Annotated in this window: 15 protein-coding genes; 3 read left to right on the top strand and 12 right to left on the bottom strand. The window is 64.3% G+C overall.

What is annotated here, in order from left to right; genetic code table 11:
* Nucleotides 1–45 precede the first annotated feature (45 nt).
* The 3 genes from HPA01S_RS16005 to HPA01S_RS15995 are packed head-to-tail and all read left to right on the top strand — an operon-like array spanning nt 46 to nt 2,814.
* The gene (locus tag HPA01S_RS16005) at nt 46–1,305 is read left to right on the top strand and encodes a CaiB/BaiF CoA transferase family protein (protein WP_169801544.1); all 1,260 of its coding nucleotides are present in this window, start codon (nt 46–48) and stop codon (nt 1,303–1,305) included.
* Between the two features lie 13 nt (nt 1,306–1,318).
* On the top strand, nt 1,319–2,527 hold the full coding sequence (locus HPA01S_RS16000) for an NAD(P)/FAD-dependent oxidoreductase (RefSeq protein ID WP_066271763.1): 1,209 nt from the start codon (nt 1,319–1,321) through the stop codon (nt 2,525–2,527).
* A complete protein-coding gene (locus HPA01S_RS15995) occupies nt 2,524–2,814 on the top strand; it encodes a DUF1330 domain-containing protein (RefSeq protein ID WP_066271762.1) in 291 nt (96 codons plus the stop codon). The genes HPA01S_RS16000 and HPA01S_RS15995 overlap by 4 nt, the downstream gene beginning before the upstream one ends.
* 54 nt (nt 2,815–2,868) lie before the next feature.
* Here HPA01S_RS15995 and HPA01S_RS15990 read toward each other — a convergent pair whose 3' ends face one another.
* The 12 genes from HPA01S_RS15990 to HPA01S_RS15935 all read right to left on the bottom strand — a co-directional run bounded on the left by HPA01S_RS15990 (nt 2,869) and on the right by HPA01S_RS15935 (nt 14,886).
* Nucleotides 2,869–3,438 (bottom strand): cupin domain-containing protein, encoded by a 570-nt coding sequence (locus tag HPA01S_RS15990; protein WP_066271761.1) that lies wholly within the window; start codon nt 3,436–3,438, stop codon nt 2,869–2,871.
* A 32-nt stretch (nt 3,439–3,470) separates the two neighbouring features.
* The gene (locus HPA01S_RS15985) at nt 3,471–3,800 is read right to left on the bottom strand and encodes a 2Fe-2S iron-sulfur cluster-binding protein (protein WP_066271760.1); all 330 of its coding nucleotides are present in this window, start codon (nt 3,798–3,800) and stop codon (nt 3,471–3,473) included.
* A gap of 57 nt (nt 3,801–3,857) precedes the next feature.
* The gene (locus tag HPA01S_RS15980; protein ID WP_084360738.1) at nt 3,858–4,805 is read right to left on the bottom strand and encodes a zinc-dependent alcohol dehydrogenase; all 948 of its coding nucleotides are present in this window, start codon (nt 4,803–4,805) and stop codon (nt 3,858–3,860) included.
* On the bottom strand, nt 4,802–5,638 hold the full coding sequence (locus HPA01S_RS15975) for an SDR family NAD(P)-dependent oxidoreductase (RefSeq protein ID WP_169801543.1): 837 nt from the start codon (nt 5,636–5,638) through the stop codon (nt 4,802–4,804). The genes HPA01S_RS15980 and HPA01S_RS15975 overlap by 4 nt, the downstream gene beginning before the upstream one ends.
* Nucleotides 5,639–5,648: 10 nt before the next feature.
* Nucleotides 5,649–6,839 carry an ABC transporter substrate-binding protein gene (locus HPA01S_RS15970; protein WP_066271757.1) on the bottom strand — a complete coding sequence of 397 codons (1,191 nt, stop codon included), beginning with the start codon at nt 6,837–6,839 and terminating at the stop codon, nt 5,649–5,651.
* A gap of 19 nt (nt 6,840–6,858) precedes the next feature.
* Nucleotides 6,859–7,554 carry an ABC transporter ATP-binding protein gene (locus HPA01S_RS15965; RefSeq protein WP_066271756.1) on the bottom strand — a complete coding sequence of 232 codons (696 nt, stop codon included), beginning with the start codon at nt 7,552–7,554 and terminating at the stop codon, nt 6,859–6,861.
* Nucleotides 7,555–7,609: 55 nt separating this feature from the next.
* Complete coding sequence (locus HPA01S_RS15960) at nt 7,610–8,308, bottom strand: ABC transporter ATP-binding protein (protein ID WP_066271755.1); 699 nt, start codon at nt 8,306–8,308, stop codon at nt 7,610–7,612.
* Complete coding sequence (locus tag HPA01S_RS15955; RefSeq protein WP_169801542.1) at nt 8,308–9,258, bottom strand: branched-chain amino acid ABC transporter permease; 951 nt, start codon at nt 9,256–9,258, stop codon at nt 8,308–8,310. The genes HPA01S_RS15960 and HPA01S_RS15955 overlap by 1 nt, the downstream gene beginning before the upstream one ends.
* A gap of 189 nt (nt 9,259–9,447) precedes the next feature.
* Nucleotides 9,448–10,329 carry a branched-chain amino acid ABC transporter permease gene (locus HPA01S_RS15950; protein WP_066271753.1) on the bottom strand — a complete coding sequence of 294 codons (882 nt, stop codon included), beginning with the start codon at nt 10,327–10,329 and terminating at the stop codon, nt 9,448–9,450.
* A gap of 123 nt (nt 10,330–10,452) precedes the next feature.
* Nucleotides 10,453–11,580, bottom strand: a complete 1,128-nt coding sequence (locus HPA01S_RS15945) for an acyl-CoA dehydrogenase family protein (RefSeq protein ID WP_066271752.1) — start codon at nt 11,578–11,580, stop codon at nt 10,453–10,455.
* A 4-nt stretch (nt 11,581–11,584) separates the two neighbouring features.
* On the bottom strand, nt 11,585–12,757 hold the full coding sequence (locus tag HPA01S_RS15940) for an acyl-CoA dehydrogenase family protein (protein WP_066271751.1): 1,173 nt from the start codon (nt 12,755–12,757) through the stop codon (nt 11,585–11,587).
* Nucleotides 12,754–14,886 carry an acetate--CoA ligase family protein gene (locus HPA01S_RS15935; RefSeq protein ID WP_066271750.1) on the bottom strand — a complete coding sequence of 711 codons (2,133 nt, stop codon included), beginning with the start codon at nt 14,884–14,886 and terminating at the stop codon, nt 12,754–12,756. The genes HPA01S_RS15940 and HPA01S_RS15935 overlap by 4 nt, the downstream gene beginning before the upstream one ends.
* Nucleotides 14,887–14,907: the final 21 nt, after the last annotated feature.

Below are 14,907 nucleotides of genomic sequence, written 5' to 3'. Positions count from 1 at the left end.
GTGCGCATGCGAACCCAATACCCCGCCACCACGGAAAGCGACTTCATGATCACTACCCCCACCCCAGCCGTCGGCGCCCACGTGCCGCGGGCTCTCACCGGCATCCGTGTGCTTGACCTCACCCAGTGGGAAGCCGGGTCGACCACCGCGACCTCGCTGGCCTTTCTGGGCGCCGACGTGCTCAAGATTGAGCGGCCCAAGGGCGGAGATCCGGCGCGCATCGCATCGGTCGACAACCCGACCGCCGATTCGCTCTACTTCCTGGTGCTCAACACCAACAAGAAGGGCGTGACGCTGGACCTGTCGAAAGAGGAGGGAAAGGCCCTGCTGCGCCGCCTCATCAAAGAGAGCGACGTGTTGCTGGAGAACTTTGCGCCGGGCACCATTCAGCGCCTGGGCTTTGACTACAAGACCGTGAGCGAGCTCAACCCGCGCATCGTCTACGGCTCTATCCAGGGCTTCAGCGACCAGAGTCCGTACCGCGACTTTCGCTGCTTCGACGCGGTGGCGCAATCCATGGGGGGGGCGGTGGCCATCACCGGCACATCCGATGGCCCGCCACTCAAGCCGGGCCCCACCTTCGCCGACACCGGCACCGGCATGTACCTCGCCAGCGGTGTGATCGCGGCGCTCTTCCAACGCCACACGACCGGGCGAGGTCAGCACGTGAAAGTGGCCATGCAGGAAGCCACCATCACCTTCTCGCGCATGTCGCTGGCGCGCCAGCAGGTCACCGGCCGTGCCGCCGAGCGCGTGGGCAATGCATCGCCCAGCAGCAGCTCGGCACCGTCTTCGTTGTACCCCTGCGAAGGCGGTGGCCCGAACGACTATTGCTTCATCTACACCGCGCGCGACGATTTCACCGGCAACCAGCAATGGAACGCACTGCTGAAGGTTATCGGCCGCGAAGACCTGGTGAACGATCCGCGCTACAACACGCCGTCGGCGCGCTTCGAGCGCAAGGAAGAGGTCGACGAGATCATCACGCCGTGGATGTCCACGCAGGAGAAGCGCCGTGCCATGGAGCTGCTCAACGCCGCCGGCGTGCCAGCGGGTGCGGTGCTCGACAGCGCCGACCTGATCAACGACCCATCGCTGCGCGCCACCGGCATCCTCACCGAAGTGGACCACCCGGTGCGTGGCAAGGTGGTGTTGCCGGGCTGGCCGGTAAAGATGTCCGACTCGCCCACGCCAGCGCTGCGTTGCCCGCCCTTGCTCGGCGAGCACACCGATGAGATCCTCGCGGGTGTGATCGGCCTCTCGGCAAGCGAGCTGGGGGACTACCACCAGCGCGGCATCATCTGACACGGAGCCGGCCATGACCCAACCCGTCGTTCTCATCCTGGGCGCCTCGGTTGCCGGTGTGGGTGCCGCCACCGAGCTTCGGCGTTGTGGCTTCGAAGGCCGCATCGTGCTGGTCGATGGGCAGCCTCACGCACCCTACGACCGCCCGCCCTTGTCCAAGGCCATCCTGACCGGCGAGGCGACCACCGACAGCATCGCGCTGGCAACGCCTGCGGAGCTGAGCGAGAAAAACATCGAGCTGCGGCTGGGCGTGCCCGTGGCCGCGCTCGACGCGCCCGCGCGCCGCGTGACGCTCGCCGATGGCACCGTTCTCTCGGCGGACTTCATCGTCATCGCCACCGGCGCACGCGCACGGGTGCTGCCCTCCGCCTGCTCGTGCGAGGGTGTGATCACCTTGCGCGACCTCGACGACGGTCTGCGCCTCAAGCAGGTGATGGCGAGCGCGAAGCACGTGGCCGTGATCGGTGGCGGTTTCATCGGCGCGGAAGTGGCGTCGAGCGCCCGCCAACTTGGCCTGGAGGCGACCGTGTACGAATGCGAGTCGCTGCCATTTTTGCGCGTGCTCGGTCCTGCGGTCGCGCAGCGCCTGGTCGATCTTCACCTGGCTGCCGGTGTGAAGGTGAAAACCGGGGTGCGCGTGGAGCAGGTGTCTCGCGCGGGCGACGGTTTCTCGCTGCGGCTGTCCGACGGCTCGGTGCACCCGGCTGACGTGGTCGTGGCCGGCCTGGGCGCGTTGCCCAACGTTGAATTTCTCGAAGCCTCGGGCGTGCAGGTGGCCGATGGAATCGTCTGCGACGCCTGGGGCCGCACCTCGCACGCCGGCCTTTTCGCCGCAGGCGACGTGGCCAACTGGGCGCCGACCGATGGTGCCGCGCGCCACCGCGACGAACACTGGACCAGCGCGCGCGAGCATGCACGCATCGTCGCGCACACCATCTGCGGCCAGACCGGCCCGGTGTGGGCCGAATACGTGCCTTACTTCTGGTCGGACATGCACGGCAAACGCATCCAGGCGCTGGGCACGCCGCAGCACGCCGACGAGGTGCGCTTCGTGTTCGAGGACGAGACCAAGGGCGCATTCTTGGCGGAATACCTGCGCGCAGGCCAGCTCATTGGTGTGGCCGGTTGCAACGCGGCGGGCCGCCTCATGAAGTACCGTGCCCGGTTAGTGCCTGCACCCGCATCGATACAACCGCAAGCACTGAAGGAGACAACCGAATGAGCGCTTACGTGGTGGTACAAGCCGACATGAAGCCCGGCCCCGAACTCGACGCCTACCGCCAGCACGCGGGCGCGGCGATCGTGAAGTACGGCGGGCGCTTCCTCGTGCGTGGCAAGGACAAGCTGTTTGCCGAAGGCGATCCCGCGCGCCCGGGCAAGGTCATCATCATGGAGTTCGAATCGGGTGAGGCCGCGCGCCGCTGGTACGACTCACCCGAATACGCCGAAGCGCTCAAGCTCAGGGACGCCGCGATGGTGCGCGAGCTATTCATCGTCGACGCGGCTTGATCGGGCCCAGGCGAGTACAAGCGGCATGGCGCCGCCTGCATCCCGTTGCCGCGTTCAGCCCAGGCCGGCAGACTGCCGTTCGGGAGGCTCTTCTGTTTTCCAGCGCTCGAAGCCCGCAGAACATATAGCCGCAGCGCGCTCCCACATGGGCAGTGTGCCGCCGCGGAACACCAGGTCGAACTCCGCCACATTGCGGAACTCCAGCACCTCAACGCCTTGTGGTCCCGCGAAATACGAGTAGATGGCGTTGGCCGGTACAAAAAATCCGTCGCCCGACTTCAGAACCTCGGTGCCCATCGTCAGCTCACCCGAAATGACGTAATACAAACAGTTGGCGTTGTGCGAATGCGCGGGCAGGGGGTAACCGCTTTTGAACCATGCGTAGACGAGACTGAAGCCATCGGGGCGCGGCTCCCGGAACAGCAACCGTGTCGCTATCCCGCGTTCCACGGCCTCCTTGAAGATGCCGTTCAAGGGCGCGCGTTCTGGCGGCGGCGCCTCTGCATGCATGATGCCCGCCTCATCCAGATTCACCGCTTTGTCTGCTCGGAAAATCTCGATGCGCCCGGCACTCTTTCTCACGGCGGCTGGCTCGGAGATGGGATTTTGTTCACTGTCGTTCATGGTCGTTCTCCAGGGTGGGTTGAAGTAGCGTCTTAGCGTTGGCTCTGCGGCAGGGTGACCGTCAGGCCATCCAGTGCTTCGGTCAATACGATCTGGCATGCCAACCTTGAACGCGCGGGATCCAGATCCACGGAGCCGTCCAAAGTCCACTGTTCGGTTTGAGAGGCGGGTACGAGGCGCTCGCTCCAGTGCTCGTCGACATAGACGTGACAGGTGGCGCACACGCATTGGCCGCCGCAATCCGCGTCAATTCCAGGCACCGCGTTGTCAATGGCCGCGAGCATGAGTGACCGGCCAACTCTGGCTTCGACAGTGTGTGTTGCGCCTGTGTGCTCCACATAAGTGATTCGAATAGTCGTCATGGTGAAGAGAAAGTGATTGCAGATGTGTGCGCGCAGACGGCGGTATCGGGCGTCATATCATTGATTCGCAAATGCAATGAGTGTCTTAATGCGCTCTGGTGGACTCCGGCCGGCAAGCAGCTCGACCATCGTCTCTTCAGCTGCATCGATGGGGACTGTTTCGGCCCAGGGTGCGTGGATGTCACGAGCGAGGACCACCGAGTCCCGGAACTCTTGCTCCGTGTAGGCAAAGCAGCCGCAAAGCGTGCGATCCCCAACGACCAGCGCGGCAGCCGACAGCGAAAGGATGTCGTCATGCAATCCGATGAACGCCACGGTGCCGCCCGGCACGGTGCAGGCAACGGCGTCTTCACGGGTAGAGCGTGTGCCCGCCGCATCGAAAACAACGCCGTAGCGACCTTCGAGTTTGCCCATCACCTTTGTGGCGCCGCCCGCCATCGCGTGGTCCAGCCGCGCCTGAACGGGGTCCACGACTGAAATGTCCTTCACGCCGTGCTGGCGCAGCACATGCAGCAAGCACATACCGATCGCGCCCGCGCCGATGATTGCTGCAGAATGCACCGGCTTTCCTGCGCGCACCCACGCATGCAGGCCGTTCGCGATGGGTTCGACCAGTGCCGCCTGGATGGGCGTCAATCCCGGTGCGGGCACCAGATTGCGGCGCGGAACCGCCACCTGTTCTGCATAGGCGCCAGCCGTCTGGATGCCCATGACCCGGCGTTCCGGGCAGAGATGCGTGTGCCCGATCTGGCAGTTGGGGCAGTGTCCACAGGACAGCATGGGATTGACCACCACGAAGTTGCCGTCGCTCGTCCAGCCGCCGAACTCGTGTCCGGGCACTGTGGATGGCGGCATGATGCTCGAAGTCTTTCGAAACAGGCCGATGTCAGATCCACAGATGCCAGTGACAGCCACCTGCACCAATATTTCATGGGGCAATGGGGAGGGCGCTGCGATGTGGCGCAGGCGCAAATCGCATTGACCTTCGTATACAAGGGCTTTCATGCCGACCTCGACAAGGATTGGTGAAAGGCCGAGCCCGGCGGGTTGTTGAGTTTTCGGTCCGACATGGAGGGATAGCTGCGGGTTCTCAGCCCGCCGTCCATGTAGATGGACTCGCCCGTGATGTAGGCGGCTTCAGAGGACGCGACCCAGGCGACCAGCGACGCCAGTTCATCCGCAGCCGCTGGTCTGCCCGCCGGAATGTTGCGCAGCCAAGCCTGTTGCGTGTGTTCGTTTTGCAGCATCAGGGAGGTCAGCGGCGTTTCCGTCAGACCCGGGCCGACCGCAACAACGCGAATGCCATGGGGTGCCAACTCCATGGCCGCGACCTGGGTGAACATGGCCACACCCGCCTTCGCCGCGCAGTACGCGCTCAGACCTTCGCCCGGCTGCACCGCGTTTGTCGAAGAGATGTTGACAATGCAACCTGCCGACCCTTGACGCAGCATCTGCCGAGCCTGGTGCTTTGCGCAGAGGAAAATGCCCGTGAGGTCCACGTTCAACACGCTGTGCCATTGCTCTAGCGTTGTGTCGACGATGTGACTCTGCAGTCCAAAACCCGCGGCGTTGACCGCCACGTCCAGTCTGCCGAAGCGGCGCACGGTCTCTTCCACAGCGGCGGCCACCTGGGCTTCGTCGCTGACGTCTGCGGTACAGGCGAAAGCCGCGCTTCCCAGTGCCGAGGTCACTGCGTCGGTCACGGCGGGGTTTCGATCCACCAAGGCGACGCGGGCGCCTTCGTCCACGAAGCGTCGCGCCACGGCGGCACCAATCCCTGAACCCCCTCCGGTCACCATGACGATCTGACCGTCAAAGCGATTCATGCGGATGGCCATGTTTGCCATCTCAGTTGCAGTTCAGAACGGCGGCCGGCGTCGCCTGATCGGCGGGCACCAAATTGCGCAGGACCTGGCGTGACTTACCTTCCCCGGCAGACTCGATCTGCACCAGGGCCATGCTTCGCATCAGTTGGTGATCGGAAGAGCGCATCTCGACATCACCGACGACAGTGTTCGCCTTCAATCCCAACAGCGCCTTGCGCACGGCTGCCACGTCCGTCGAACCAGCGCGCTGAATCGCCGCGTGCAACAACTCAATCGCCTGCCAGCTGTCCGCTTCCAGGTTGCTGGGCGGACGCTTGAAACGCTCCTGCCACAGCTTGACGAAGGCCTGTGACTTCGCGCCGGGATACTCCGGTGCGAAGCCCAGAGGGGCGTACACACCCACCGTGCTGTCGCCTTGCGCACCCAGTACCATGTCGCTGGTAAAGCCCACCGAAACCACTGTTTTGAACTTGGGGAACAGCCCGAACTGCTTTTGCTGTTTCGCGAAATTGATACCTTCGTTGCCGGACAAGGCCACGGCCAGACCCTCGGTCTGTCTGCTGCCGAGCTGTGCAATCGCAGAGCCAAAGTCCGAGGTACCCACGGGGGTGAACACCGAGTTCTGAACCGTGCCGCCAAACTCGGCAACCAGTTCGCGAAAGCCCGAATCGAAGTCGCGACCGAAGGCCCAGTCTGCCCCGACCACGGTCCAGTTCTTGATGCCGGAGTCCCGCACCACGTTGCGAAGGGCACGTACGTTCATGCCGTCATGCACCGAGCTGCGGAAGTAGTTCGCGTAGCATTTTTTTGTCGTGAGCTCCTTCGACTGCGCCGTGCTGTCCAGCAGCAGGGCTCCGAGCCCATCGAGGCGAGGTGCGATGGCCAGCGATATCCCTGACGTGGTGAAACCGGAGATGAACGACACCTTCTCCTGCTGCACTAGGCGGGTGGCGGCGGCCAGCGCACCAGCTGGCGTGGCGTTGTGCGTCTGCAGAACAACCTCGAACTTGCGGCCCAGCACGCCACCTTGGGCATTGAACATGTCAACAGCGAGCTTTGCGGGCTCGATGAAATGCGGCATGACGAATGCCAGTGATCCGGCATCCGCGGTCATGAGACCCACACGGATGGGTTCTTTGTCCTGCGCTGCCGCGCTCAAGGTCATGGCGGCGCAGATGGCCGCGCCGATAGGGATGGCGATTCTTCTGATCATGGGTGCTCCTGTTGGGTTGTTAAAAGGCCAGCGACGCGCGGTGCTGTTCGCCATCGATGTTTCCGATCAGTCCGTGGTCGATGAACGCCCCCTTTGCCATCACTGAAAAGCGATGGCAAACGCGGCGCACCAGACTCAGATGCTGTTCAACCAACAACAGGCCTGTGCCCTCGCTGCGGATGTTTTTCAGTACGCCGGCCAGTTCGTCCACCAACAGCGGGGACAAACCTTCTGAAGGTTCGTCCAGCAGCAAAATCCGGGGATTGCCCATCAAGGCACGCCCTACCGCAAGCATCTGTTGCTGACCGCCACTGAGCGCCGTTCCAGGCTTGTCACCACGCTCTTTCAGCACCGGAAACAACGCATAAACGGACGCCAGTGTCCAGTGGCCTTTGCGGCCCGATGCGGCACCGAGCATCAGGTTCTCGCGCACGGTAAGGTGCGGCAGAATCATTCGCCCTTGCGGTGACAGCGTGGCGCCGAGTTTGGGTGCCGCATAAGCAGGCCGTTCCAGCAGCGAAATGCCGCCGAGTGATATGACGCCGCCGAGCACGGTGGTGCCGTCAAAGAAGGTATTGAGCAGCGTAGACTTGCCCGCCCCGTTCTTGCCCACCACCGCGATGGCCTCTCCTTCGGCGACTTGAAGGTTGATGCCGCGCAGCACCACCGACTTTCCATACCCGGCGCTAAGGCCTTCGATCTTGAGAAAACTCATGAATCCCTCCTGGTAGATACGTCTTTGTTTCCACACCGCTGAACGCCGCGTGGTGCTATGCCGCTGTTCCCAGGTAAGCGGTGATCACACGCTGGTCGCTCCGAACATCCACAGGCTTTCCAGTGACGATCAGTTGGCCCAGGTCCAGCGCGGTGATGCTGTCGCAGAAGCGGAAAACGGCATCCACGTCGTGTTCGACGACCAGCGCCGTAACGCCTCGCCTTTCCACAAGCGTTCGCAGGTGTTCGAACAGTGCAATCGTCTCTGTCGTCGAGAGTCCTGCCGCCGGCTCGTCCAGCAACAAGAGGCTCGGCTTTCCGACCATCGCCAGTGCAACGTCCACCCGCCTCTGGTCGCCGTAGGCGATGGAATCGGCTTGCTCGTCGTAGACGGCGCGCAGCTCGAAGGCGTCAACGATTTCATCCAGATTTGGTTCACCCAGTTGCGATGCAACAAGTTCAAGTTGATCGCGCACGGTCAACCCCGGAAAGATGCTCGTGCGCTGGAACGAACGGGACATGCCCATGCGCCGCCGCCAGTGCACCGATCGCCGCGTAATGTCTTGCCCATCGATGAACACCTTGCCACTGGTTGGCTTGCGCCGACCCGTGATGGCATCCATCAAGGTGGACTTGCCTGCACCGTTGGGCCCGATCACGCCATGAAGGACGCCGCGTTGCTTCACTTCAAGGTGGATGCCGCTCAAGGCCTGGACATTGCCGTATGACACGCTGAGGTCTTCAATGCGAAGCATCAGTTTCCCCTCCGAAAGAGGGCCCGCAATCGCAAGCCAACACGCTGCACAAAGCCCATGGCGCCTTGGGGAAAGAACCAGATGACCACGACCATGGCAATCCCGGTGAGCAACTCCAGGTGCCCCGTGGTGCCAAAAATGTCTTGTCCCCAGGTGTAGAGCAATGCGCCCAGCACACCACCCCCCGCCGTGGCGGGGCCTCCCACCAGCATCGCCGTGAGCGCACTTCCGCCTGTGACGAAGTCGAGCAGCTCTGGCGACGCAAATGCGCCGCTCAGCGCGATCAGCACGCCCGACAACGACACCACAAAGCAACTCAGCGCGAATGCGGCGAGGCGCGGGATGTAGGTGTCGAATCCCGAAAACCGCATGCGCTCCTCGTTGGACTTGATGGCACGCAGCACAGCACCAAGGCGAGAGCGGCCAGCCGTCCATACGAGCAACATCGAGACGCACAACGTACCCCATGCAATGGGCCAGAACTGCATCGGCTTGCCAAACTCGGACTGTGTGAGGCCCAGAAAGCTGCCTTCGAAGTTCATGGACAGTCCGTCGTCACCGCCGGTGAACGGGCGAATCGCTTGGAGGGTGCACACCGTTTTAAGCATCTGGGCCAGGGCCAGGGTGAGCATCGCGAAAGGCAATGGACGCGCACGAACGACCAGGGCACCGACCAGCAGCGCGAAGAGAGTGGAACCCAGAAGCGCTACGCCCACCGCCGCAGCAGTGCTCAGGCCCAGGTTGTGCACCGAGATGCCGACCAGGTAGGCGGGCAAGCCTACAAATGCGGCGACACCAAACATCACGAATCCGCATTGGTGCATCAGGAAGCCGATGCCCACAGCGGCGATACCGAGCACGATGCCCTGCTGAGCAAGCCCGATGTAGAAGGGATTGTTCAGCAACTGCGGCAAGAAGAATCCAGCGCCGATGCACAGTGCGGCCAACACGAAAGGCCATGTGCCCTGCGAGGCTCGCGATGCGAGACCCGTGGTCGTTGGCGCGCGTTCTATCGGAAAGGTTTGCAGTGCAGGCATATGGGTGGTGCATGTCGCCACATTCACGCACGTAGGTGGTGCGCGGCAATGACGCCAGCGATTCGGTTGATGGATGGGAGAGGAAGAGGTGTTGCGTGCAATTCAGGCCACGCGGCCTCGGCCGAATCCTTGCGGCCGCCAGAGAAGCACGATGAACAGCAACAGATACGGTGCCAAAGCAGCGAGCGATGGCACTACCACGCTGCCGATGACCTGAATGAACCCGTACACCAGCGCGGCCACGATCGCGCCGCCAATGCTGCCGAGTCCACCCACAACCACAATGATCAAACAGGTGATGAGGAAGCTGGCCCCCATGGAAGGTTCGACCGACAGGTAGGGCCCCGCAAGAACGCCAGCCAGGCCGGCGAAGCCCGTACCGAGGCAGACCACCAGCAGGCTCAAGCGATCGGTGTTCACGCCCATCATGCGAGCGACGTGTGGCTGCTGGCTCACTGCGCGCACATACATGCCGCTGGTCGTCCAGCGCAGCCAGGCTGCCAGTGCGAGACACGTGCTGAACCCTGCTGCGATCAGAAACAAGCGGTATATCGGATACGGCTCACCCATGAGCGATGCAGAGCCAGACAGCACATCGGGCACCGCCACGGTCAAAGGTGTTGCACCCCATATCTGGATGATCGTCGGGCCTACGATGAGCGCCACGCCAAAGGTGATCAAGGCTACGTCCATGTGCGAGCGCTTCTGCAATGGCCTCAGCAGTGCAACTTCAAACACCACGCCCACCACGGCGAGCAGCGTGGGCACCAGCAGCATCGCCATCCAGAAGCCCAGTCGTGCGCCGATCGAATAGCCCAAATAGGCGCCCAACATGTAGAAAGCGCCGTGCCCGAAATTCATCACGTCGCGCAAGCCAAAGATCAGCGCCAGTCCGCTGGCCAAAATCGTCAGCAGCGAGGCGAGCGCCAGTGCGTTGGCAAGCTGGGTGATGGACAGAATAGAAGCCAAGTCGATGAACTGCATGCCAGTGTTACCCAAGTTTGATATTGGTATTTTGTATCAATGGTAGAGACATTGAAACCAGGGTTAACACTAAGCGACTTCAAATTTGAGAGCGCTCCGTCTCCAGGAGCGCCGTGGTGTGGCTTACCTGTTCGCAGTGGGCAATGCCAGTTCCCTCGCCAGCGCCCGCCCCTGACCGAACAACGCGTTCAGACACACCACGCGTCGCAACAGCGAGCCCACCGGGTGTTCCTCGGTCATGCCGATGCCGCCGTGCAGTTGCACCGCTGCTTCGCACGCGCGCTGCGCCGCACTGCCTGTGACCAGGTTGGCTTGCCCAATGCGAAGGCGGGCTTCCTGCCATGCGGCATCGCCACCGTCCCGGCTCAGGACGTCCAACGCCACGGCGGCACCAATGGCGAGAGCGCGGCAGATCTCCACGTCGGCGGCCATCTCTGCAATGTGGTGGCGCAGGCTCTGGTAGGTGGACAGCGCTTGCCCGAACTGCTTGCGCTGGCCGAGGTAGTCGCGGCTGATGCGCAGCGCAGCGTCCATGACGCCGACCCGCTCGGCGCAGGACGCGAACGCACCCCAGAGCGCCGCGCGCTCGATGGTCGCGGTCGCATCCACGTCGAGGCGAAGGGCAGGGCAGTCCTGCAAGGCGATGTCGGCGGCTGGCGTGTCGTCCACCAGCGTGAGCGCGGAACGCTGCACGGCCTGCAGCGCGGCGTCCACCAGGAACAGACCGGTGCGGCCCGTGTCACTGTCTTCCAATGCGCTGACCACGAAGGCATCGGCACCCATGCCGTAGAGCACGTCGACCTTGTGGCCATCGAGCCGCCATTGGCCGTCTGGCGATCGGCGTGCCCGGGTCGCCAGTGCGCCACCCAGGTGGCCCTCGCCATGCGCCCAGCCCACCCGGGCTTCGCCGGTGGCCATGCGTTCGAGCAGGGCGTGCACCTCGGGTGCCTGGATGGCACTGCTCAGCGCCACCGTCGCCATCACGCTGCTGGACAGCAAGGGCTGCAGCACGAGCGCGCCGCCGAAGGCTTCGCACACGCTCAACAAATCGCTGGCGCCACCGTCCACACCACCGGCCGATGCCGGCAACAGCAGCATCGGCACGCCGAGCTCGGACAAGCCCTGCCAAGTGGTGTCATCCGGGGCAGCGCGCAGACTGCGGCGGCGGTGCTCGAAAGGGTAGCGTTCCTGCAGGAAGCGCGACACGCTGTGCCCGAAGGCGCGTTGTTCGTCGGAGAGGTCGAAATCCATGGGGTCAATCCAGCAGGGTCTTGGCGATGATGTTCTTCTGCACCTCGGTCGCGCCACCGTAAATGCTCACCGAACGCGCGTACAGGTAACGCGAGGTGGCAGTCTGCAGGCCGTCGATGGATTCCCAGTCCTGCGGCGCGGTCCGGCGCAGGCTGTGCCGGCCCGAGATGTGCATCAGCAAGGCGGCGATGTTTTGCTGCAGGTCGACGCCCTTGAGTTTGATCAGCGATGCATGGGCGGGAACGCCGCGCGCGGCGTCCTGCGAATACATGAAGCGCCAGTTCATCAGCTCCAGCCCGCGCAGCTCGGCCTCCAGCCTGGCGATCTCGATCAGGAAGTCCTGCGCCTCGGCCTCTTGCAGCCCGTCGGCTCTGCGGCGCTCCAGCAAGTCGCGCGCATGCTGCAGCCGCTCGCGGCAGTAGCCCACGCGGGCGATGCCGGTGCGCTCGTTGGTGAGCAGGTACTTGGCACAGTCCCAGCCCTGGCCTTCTTCGCCCAGTCGTTGCGACACGGGCACCTTCACGTTGTCGAAGAACACCTCGTTGAGGTGGTGCTGGCCGTCGATGGTGTCGATCGGGCGCACCACCACGCCGGGCGATTTCAGATCGATGAGCAGGAAGGAGATGCCGCGCTGTGGCTTGACATCCGGGTCGGTGCGCACGAGCGCGAAAATCCAGTCTGCCAGGTGCGCGTGCGTGGTCCAGATCTTCTGGCCATTGACGACGTAGTGGTCGCCTTCGCGGGTCGCGCGGGTGCGCAGCGACGCGAGATCGGATCCAGCGTCCGGCTCGGAGAACCCCTGGCAGAACCAGAGGTCGGCGTTTGCCAGCCGCGGCAGCAGGTCCTTTTTCTGCGCATCGGTGCCGAAGCGCAGCACCACGGGCCCCAGCATGTCGACGTTGAACACCAGCGGCATGGGCGCGCAGGCGCGGTAGAGCTCTTCCTGGATGATCAGTTTGTCGACCGGCTTCAACCCCAGCCCACCGTGTTCGGGGGGCCAATGCGGCGCTGCCCAGCCCCGCTGGTGCAAGCCACGTTGCCAGCGCACGACCTCTTGCTTGTCGAGGAACTCACCGCGCCGCACCTTCTGCTGCACGGGGGGGGGCAGCTCGGCCTCGATGTAGCGGCGCACCTCGGCGCGCAGCTGCTCCTGTTCGGGAGTGAAGTCCAGGTTCATGCAGGCTGTCCTTCAGCGCCGGGCGCGCTCAGCAGTTCGATCAGCGCGTCGGCGGCCACGGGTGCCTGGCCCTCCGGCAGCGCCAGCACCGGGTTGAGTTCGATCGATTGCAGGCGCTCGCCGTGCTGGTGCGCGATGTGCGAGAGGCGCGACAGCGTGCGCGCCAAGGCCGGCACGTCGACAGAAGGACGACCGCGCGCGCCAGTGAGAAGACCGATGCAGCGGATGCTGCGGATCAACGCCTCGGCCCGCGTTTCGTCGAACGGGCAACGGGCAAACGCGACGTCCTTCAGGATCTCGACGTAGATGCCGCCCAGGCCGAACGCGGCGAACAAGCCCAGCTGCGGATCGCGGTGGATGCTCATGAGGCACTCGACGGCGTTCTCCACCTGGCGCGCGACCAGAATGCCCTCGATGCGGGCGTCGGGCCGGGCCTGCGCCACCGACGCGAGGATCTCGCGATAGGCCAAGCGCACCGCTTCGTCGTCGCGCAGGTTCAGCTTCACGCCGTTGACCTCCGACTTGTGCAGGATGTCGGGCGACACGATCTTCAACACCACCGGATAGCCGAATTCGAGTGCGGTTTGCACGGCCAGGTCTTCGGTGCTCACCACGCGTTCCTGCGTCACCGCAATGCCATGGCTGGACAGCCAGGCCTTGGCCTCGGCTTCGTTGGGGGCCTTCGCCGACAGAGCCGGGCCTGGCAGGGGCGCCGGCTCGACAGCAGTCGGGCGAGCGAACGCTTGCCCCAGTCGGCTCATGGCCGCGATCGCGTTCACCGCGCGCGCCGACTCTTCAAACACCAGCAGCCCTTCGCGCTCGAACGCCTCGATGTGGTGGGGCTCGGCAGTGGTGAGCATGGCCCACAGCCGGTCCGGGTGGGCGCGCGCCACATCGCCAAAGGTCTTCTGCAGCTCTGGCCCTTTTTTGGCCGACCCGCCCACGCCGGCGAGGTAGGCCACGATGGCCGCGTAGTTGCCGCGCTCGGCCACCACCTTCGCGAACTCGGCGACCACGCCCATGTTGTTCAGCGATTGCGCGGTGATGTCGATCGGGTTGACGGGCGATGCGATGGGCAGCAAGCGCTTGAGTTCGGCCTGTGCGTCCGGGTCGAGCTGGGGCATGTCCAGCCCGTATTTTTCGGCGGCGTCGCTGATCTGGATGCCCGCGCCGCCGCTGAGGGTGAGGGCGCCGAGTGTGCCGCTGACCGGGAAGATGCGGCGGGTCGCGACATGGGCCACGTCCAGCATTTCCTCCACGTGCTCGACGCGGACCGCACCCAGCTCCGACAGCGTCACGTCGAACAACTTGTCGTCACCGGCGATCGACGCGGTGTGCGATTGAACCGCGCTGGCACCCAGCACGCTGCGTCCTGCCTTGAGCACGATGACGGGCTTGCGCGCGCGCCGCGCGGTCTCCAGTGCCGCGAGGAATTTCTCGGGTTCGCGCAGGCCTTCGAGGTAGGCGACGATGACATCGATGTTGTCGTCTTCGGCCAGCCAGCCGATGGCCTCGCCGATGGTCACGTCCGCCTCGTTGCCGGTCGTGATGCAGATGGGTGTGCCGATGCGGCGGTTGCGCGCGATGTTGAAGATCTGCGAGCCGAACGCACCCGACTGGCTGGCAATGCCCACGCGCCCGCCGCGCGGAAAGCCGCGTTCGAACGCCGTGGTGAAGAAGGGGTAGTAGTTCGCGTGCGCGTTGAACAGGCCGATGGTGTTCGGCCCGAACAGCCGCATGCCGTGCTCGCGCGCGGCGTCGGCCATTTGCGCTTGCATGGCGATGCCGCGCTCGCCGGTCTCGGCGAACCCGGCGGAGAAGACGATGGCCGAACGCGTGCCGATGCGCGCCAGTTCTTCCACGGCCGCCACGGCCAGGTCGGCCGGCACGGCGACGATGGCCGCTTCGGGCGCGCCGGGCAGTGCATCCACCGAGGCGAAGCTGCGCAAGCCCTGCACCGTGTCGCGGCTGGGGTTGACCGGCCAGATGTCGCCCGCAAAGCCTTGCGAGAGCAGGTTGGCAATGGGGATGCCGCCGATGCGCTCGGCATCGGACGAGGCGCCGATCACGGCGATCGAGGTGGGGCTGAGCACCGCACGGGAGGCGAGAGGGTGAGGGGAGGAGGTCATGAAGAGAGCAGTCGGTGAGAG

This window comes from Hydrogenophaga palleronii NBRC 102513, from assembly GCF_001571225.1.
Taxonomy (GTDB): Bacteria; Pseudomonadota; Gammaproteobacteria; order Burkholderiales; family Burkholderiaceae_C; genus Hydrogenophaga; species Hydrogenophaga palleronii.
The sequence above is the reverse complement of the archived record's forward strand: the minus strand, read 5'-3'. Positions and strand labels throughout refer to the sequence as shown.

What these genes read in the sequence shown, in the direction of transcription:
- HPA01S_RS16005 (WP_169801544.1), top strand. Translation starts at nt 46, where the DNA reads ATGATCACTACCCCCACCCCAGCCGTCGGCGCCCACGTGCCGCGGGCT.
- HPA01S_RS16000 (WP_066271763.1), top strand. Translation starts at nt 1,319, where the DNA reads ATGACCCAACCCGTCGTTCTCATCCTGGGCGCCTCGGTTGCCGGTGTG.
- HPA01S_RS15995 (WP_066271762.1), top strand. Translation starts at nt 2,524, where the DNA reads ATGAGCGCTTACGTGGTGGTACAAGCCGACATGAAGCCCGGCCCCGAA.
- HPA01S_RS15990 (WP_066271761.1), bottom strand. Translation starts at nt 3,438, where the DNA reads ATGAACGACAGTGAACAAAATCCCATCTCCGAGCCAGCCGCCGTGAGA.
- HPA01S_RS15985 (WP_066271760.1), bottom strand. Translation starts at nt 3,800, where the DNA reads ATGACGACTATTCGAATCACTTATGTGGAGCACACAGGCGCAACACAC.
- HPA01S_RS15980 (WP_084360738.1), bottom strand. Translation starts at nt 4,805, where the DNA reads ATGAAAGCCCTTGTATACGAAGGTCAATGCGATTTGCGCCTGCGCCAC.
- HPA01S_RS15975 (WP_169801543.1), bottom strand. Translation starts at nt 5,638, where the DNA reads ATGGCCATCCGCATGAATCGCTTTGACGGTCAGATCGTCATGGTGACC.
- HPA01S_RS15970 (WP_066271757.1), bottom strand. Translation starts at nt 6,839, where the DNA reads ATGATCAGAAGAATCGCCATCCCTATCGGCGCGGCCATCTGCGCCGCC.
- HPA01S_RS15965 (WP_066271756.1), bottom strand. Translation starts at nt 7,554, where the DNA reads ATGAGTTTTCTCAAGATCGAAGGCCTTAGCGCCGGGTATGGAAAGTCG.
- HPA01S_RS15960 (WP_066271755.1), bottom strand. Translation starts at nt 8,308, where the DNA reads ATGCTTCGCATTGAAGACCTCAGCGTGTCATACGGCAATGTCCAGGCC.
- HPA01S_RS15950 (WP_066271753.1), bottom strand. Translation starts at nt 10,329, where the DNA reads ATGCAGTTCATCGACTTGGCTTCTATTCTGTCCATCACCCAGCTTGCC.
- HPA01S_RS15945 (WP_066271752.1), bottom strand. Translation starts at nt 11,580, where the DNA reads ATGGATTTCGACCTCTCCGACGAACAACGCGCCTTCGGGCACAGCGTG.
- HPA01S_RS15940 (WP_066271751.1), bottom strand. Translation starts at nt 12,757, where the DNA reads ATGAACCTGGACTTCACTCCCGAACAGGAGCAGCTGCGCGCCGAGGTG.
- HPA01S_RS15935 (WP_066271750.1), bottom strand. Translation starts at nt 14,886, where the DNA reads ATGACCTCCTCCCCTCACCCTCTCGCCTCCCGTGCGGTGCTCAGCCCC.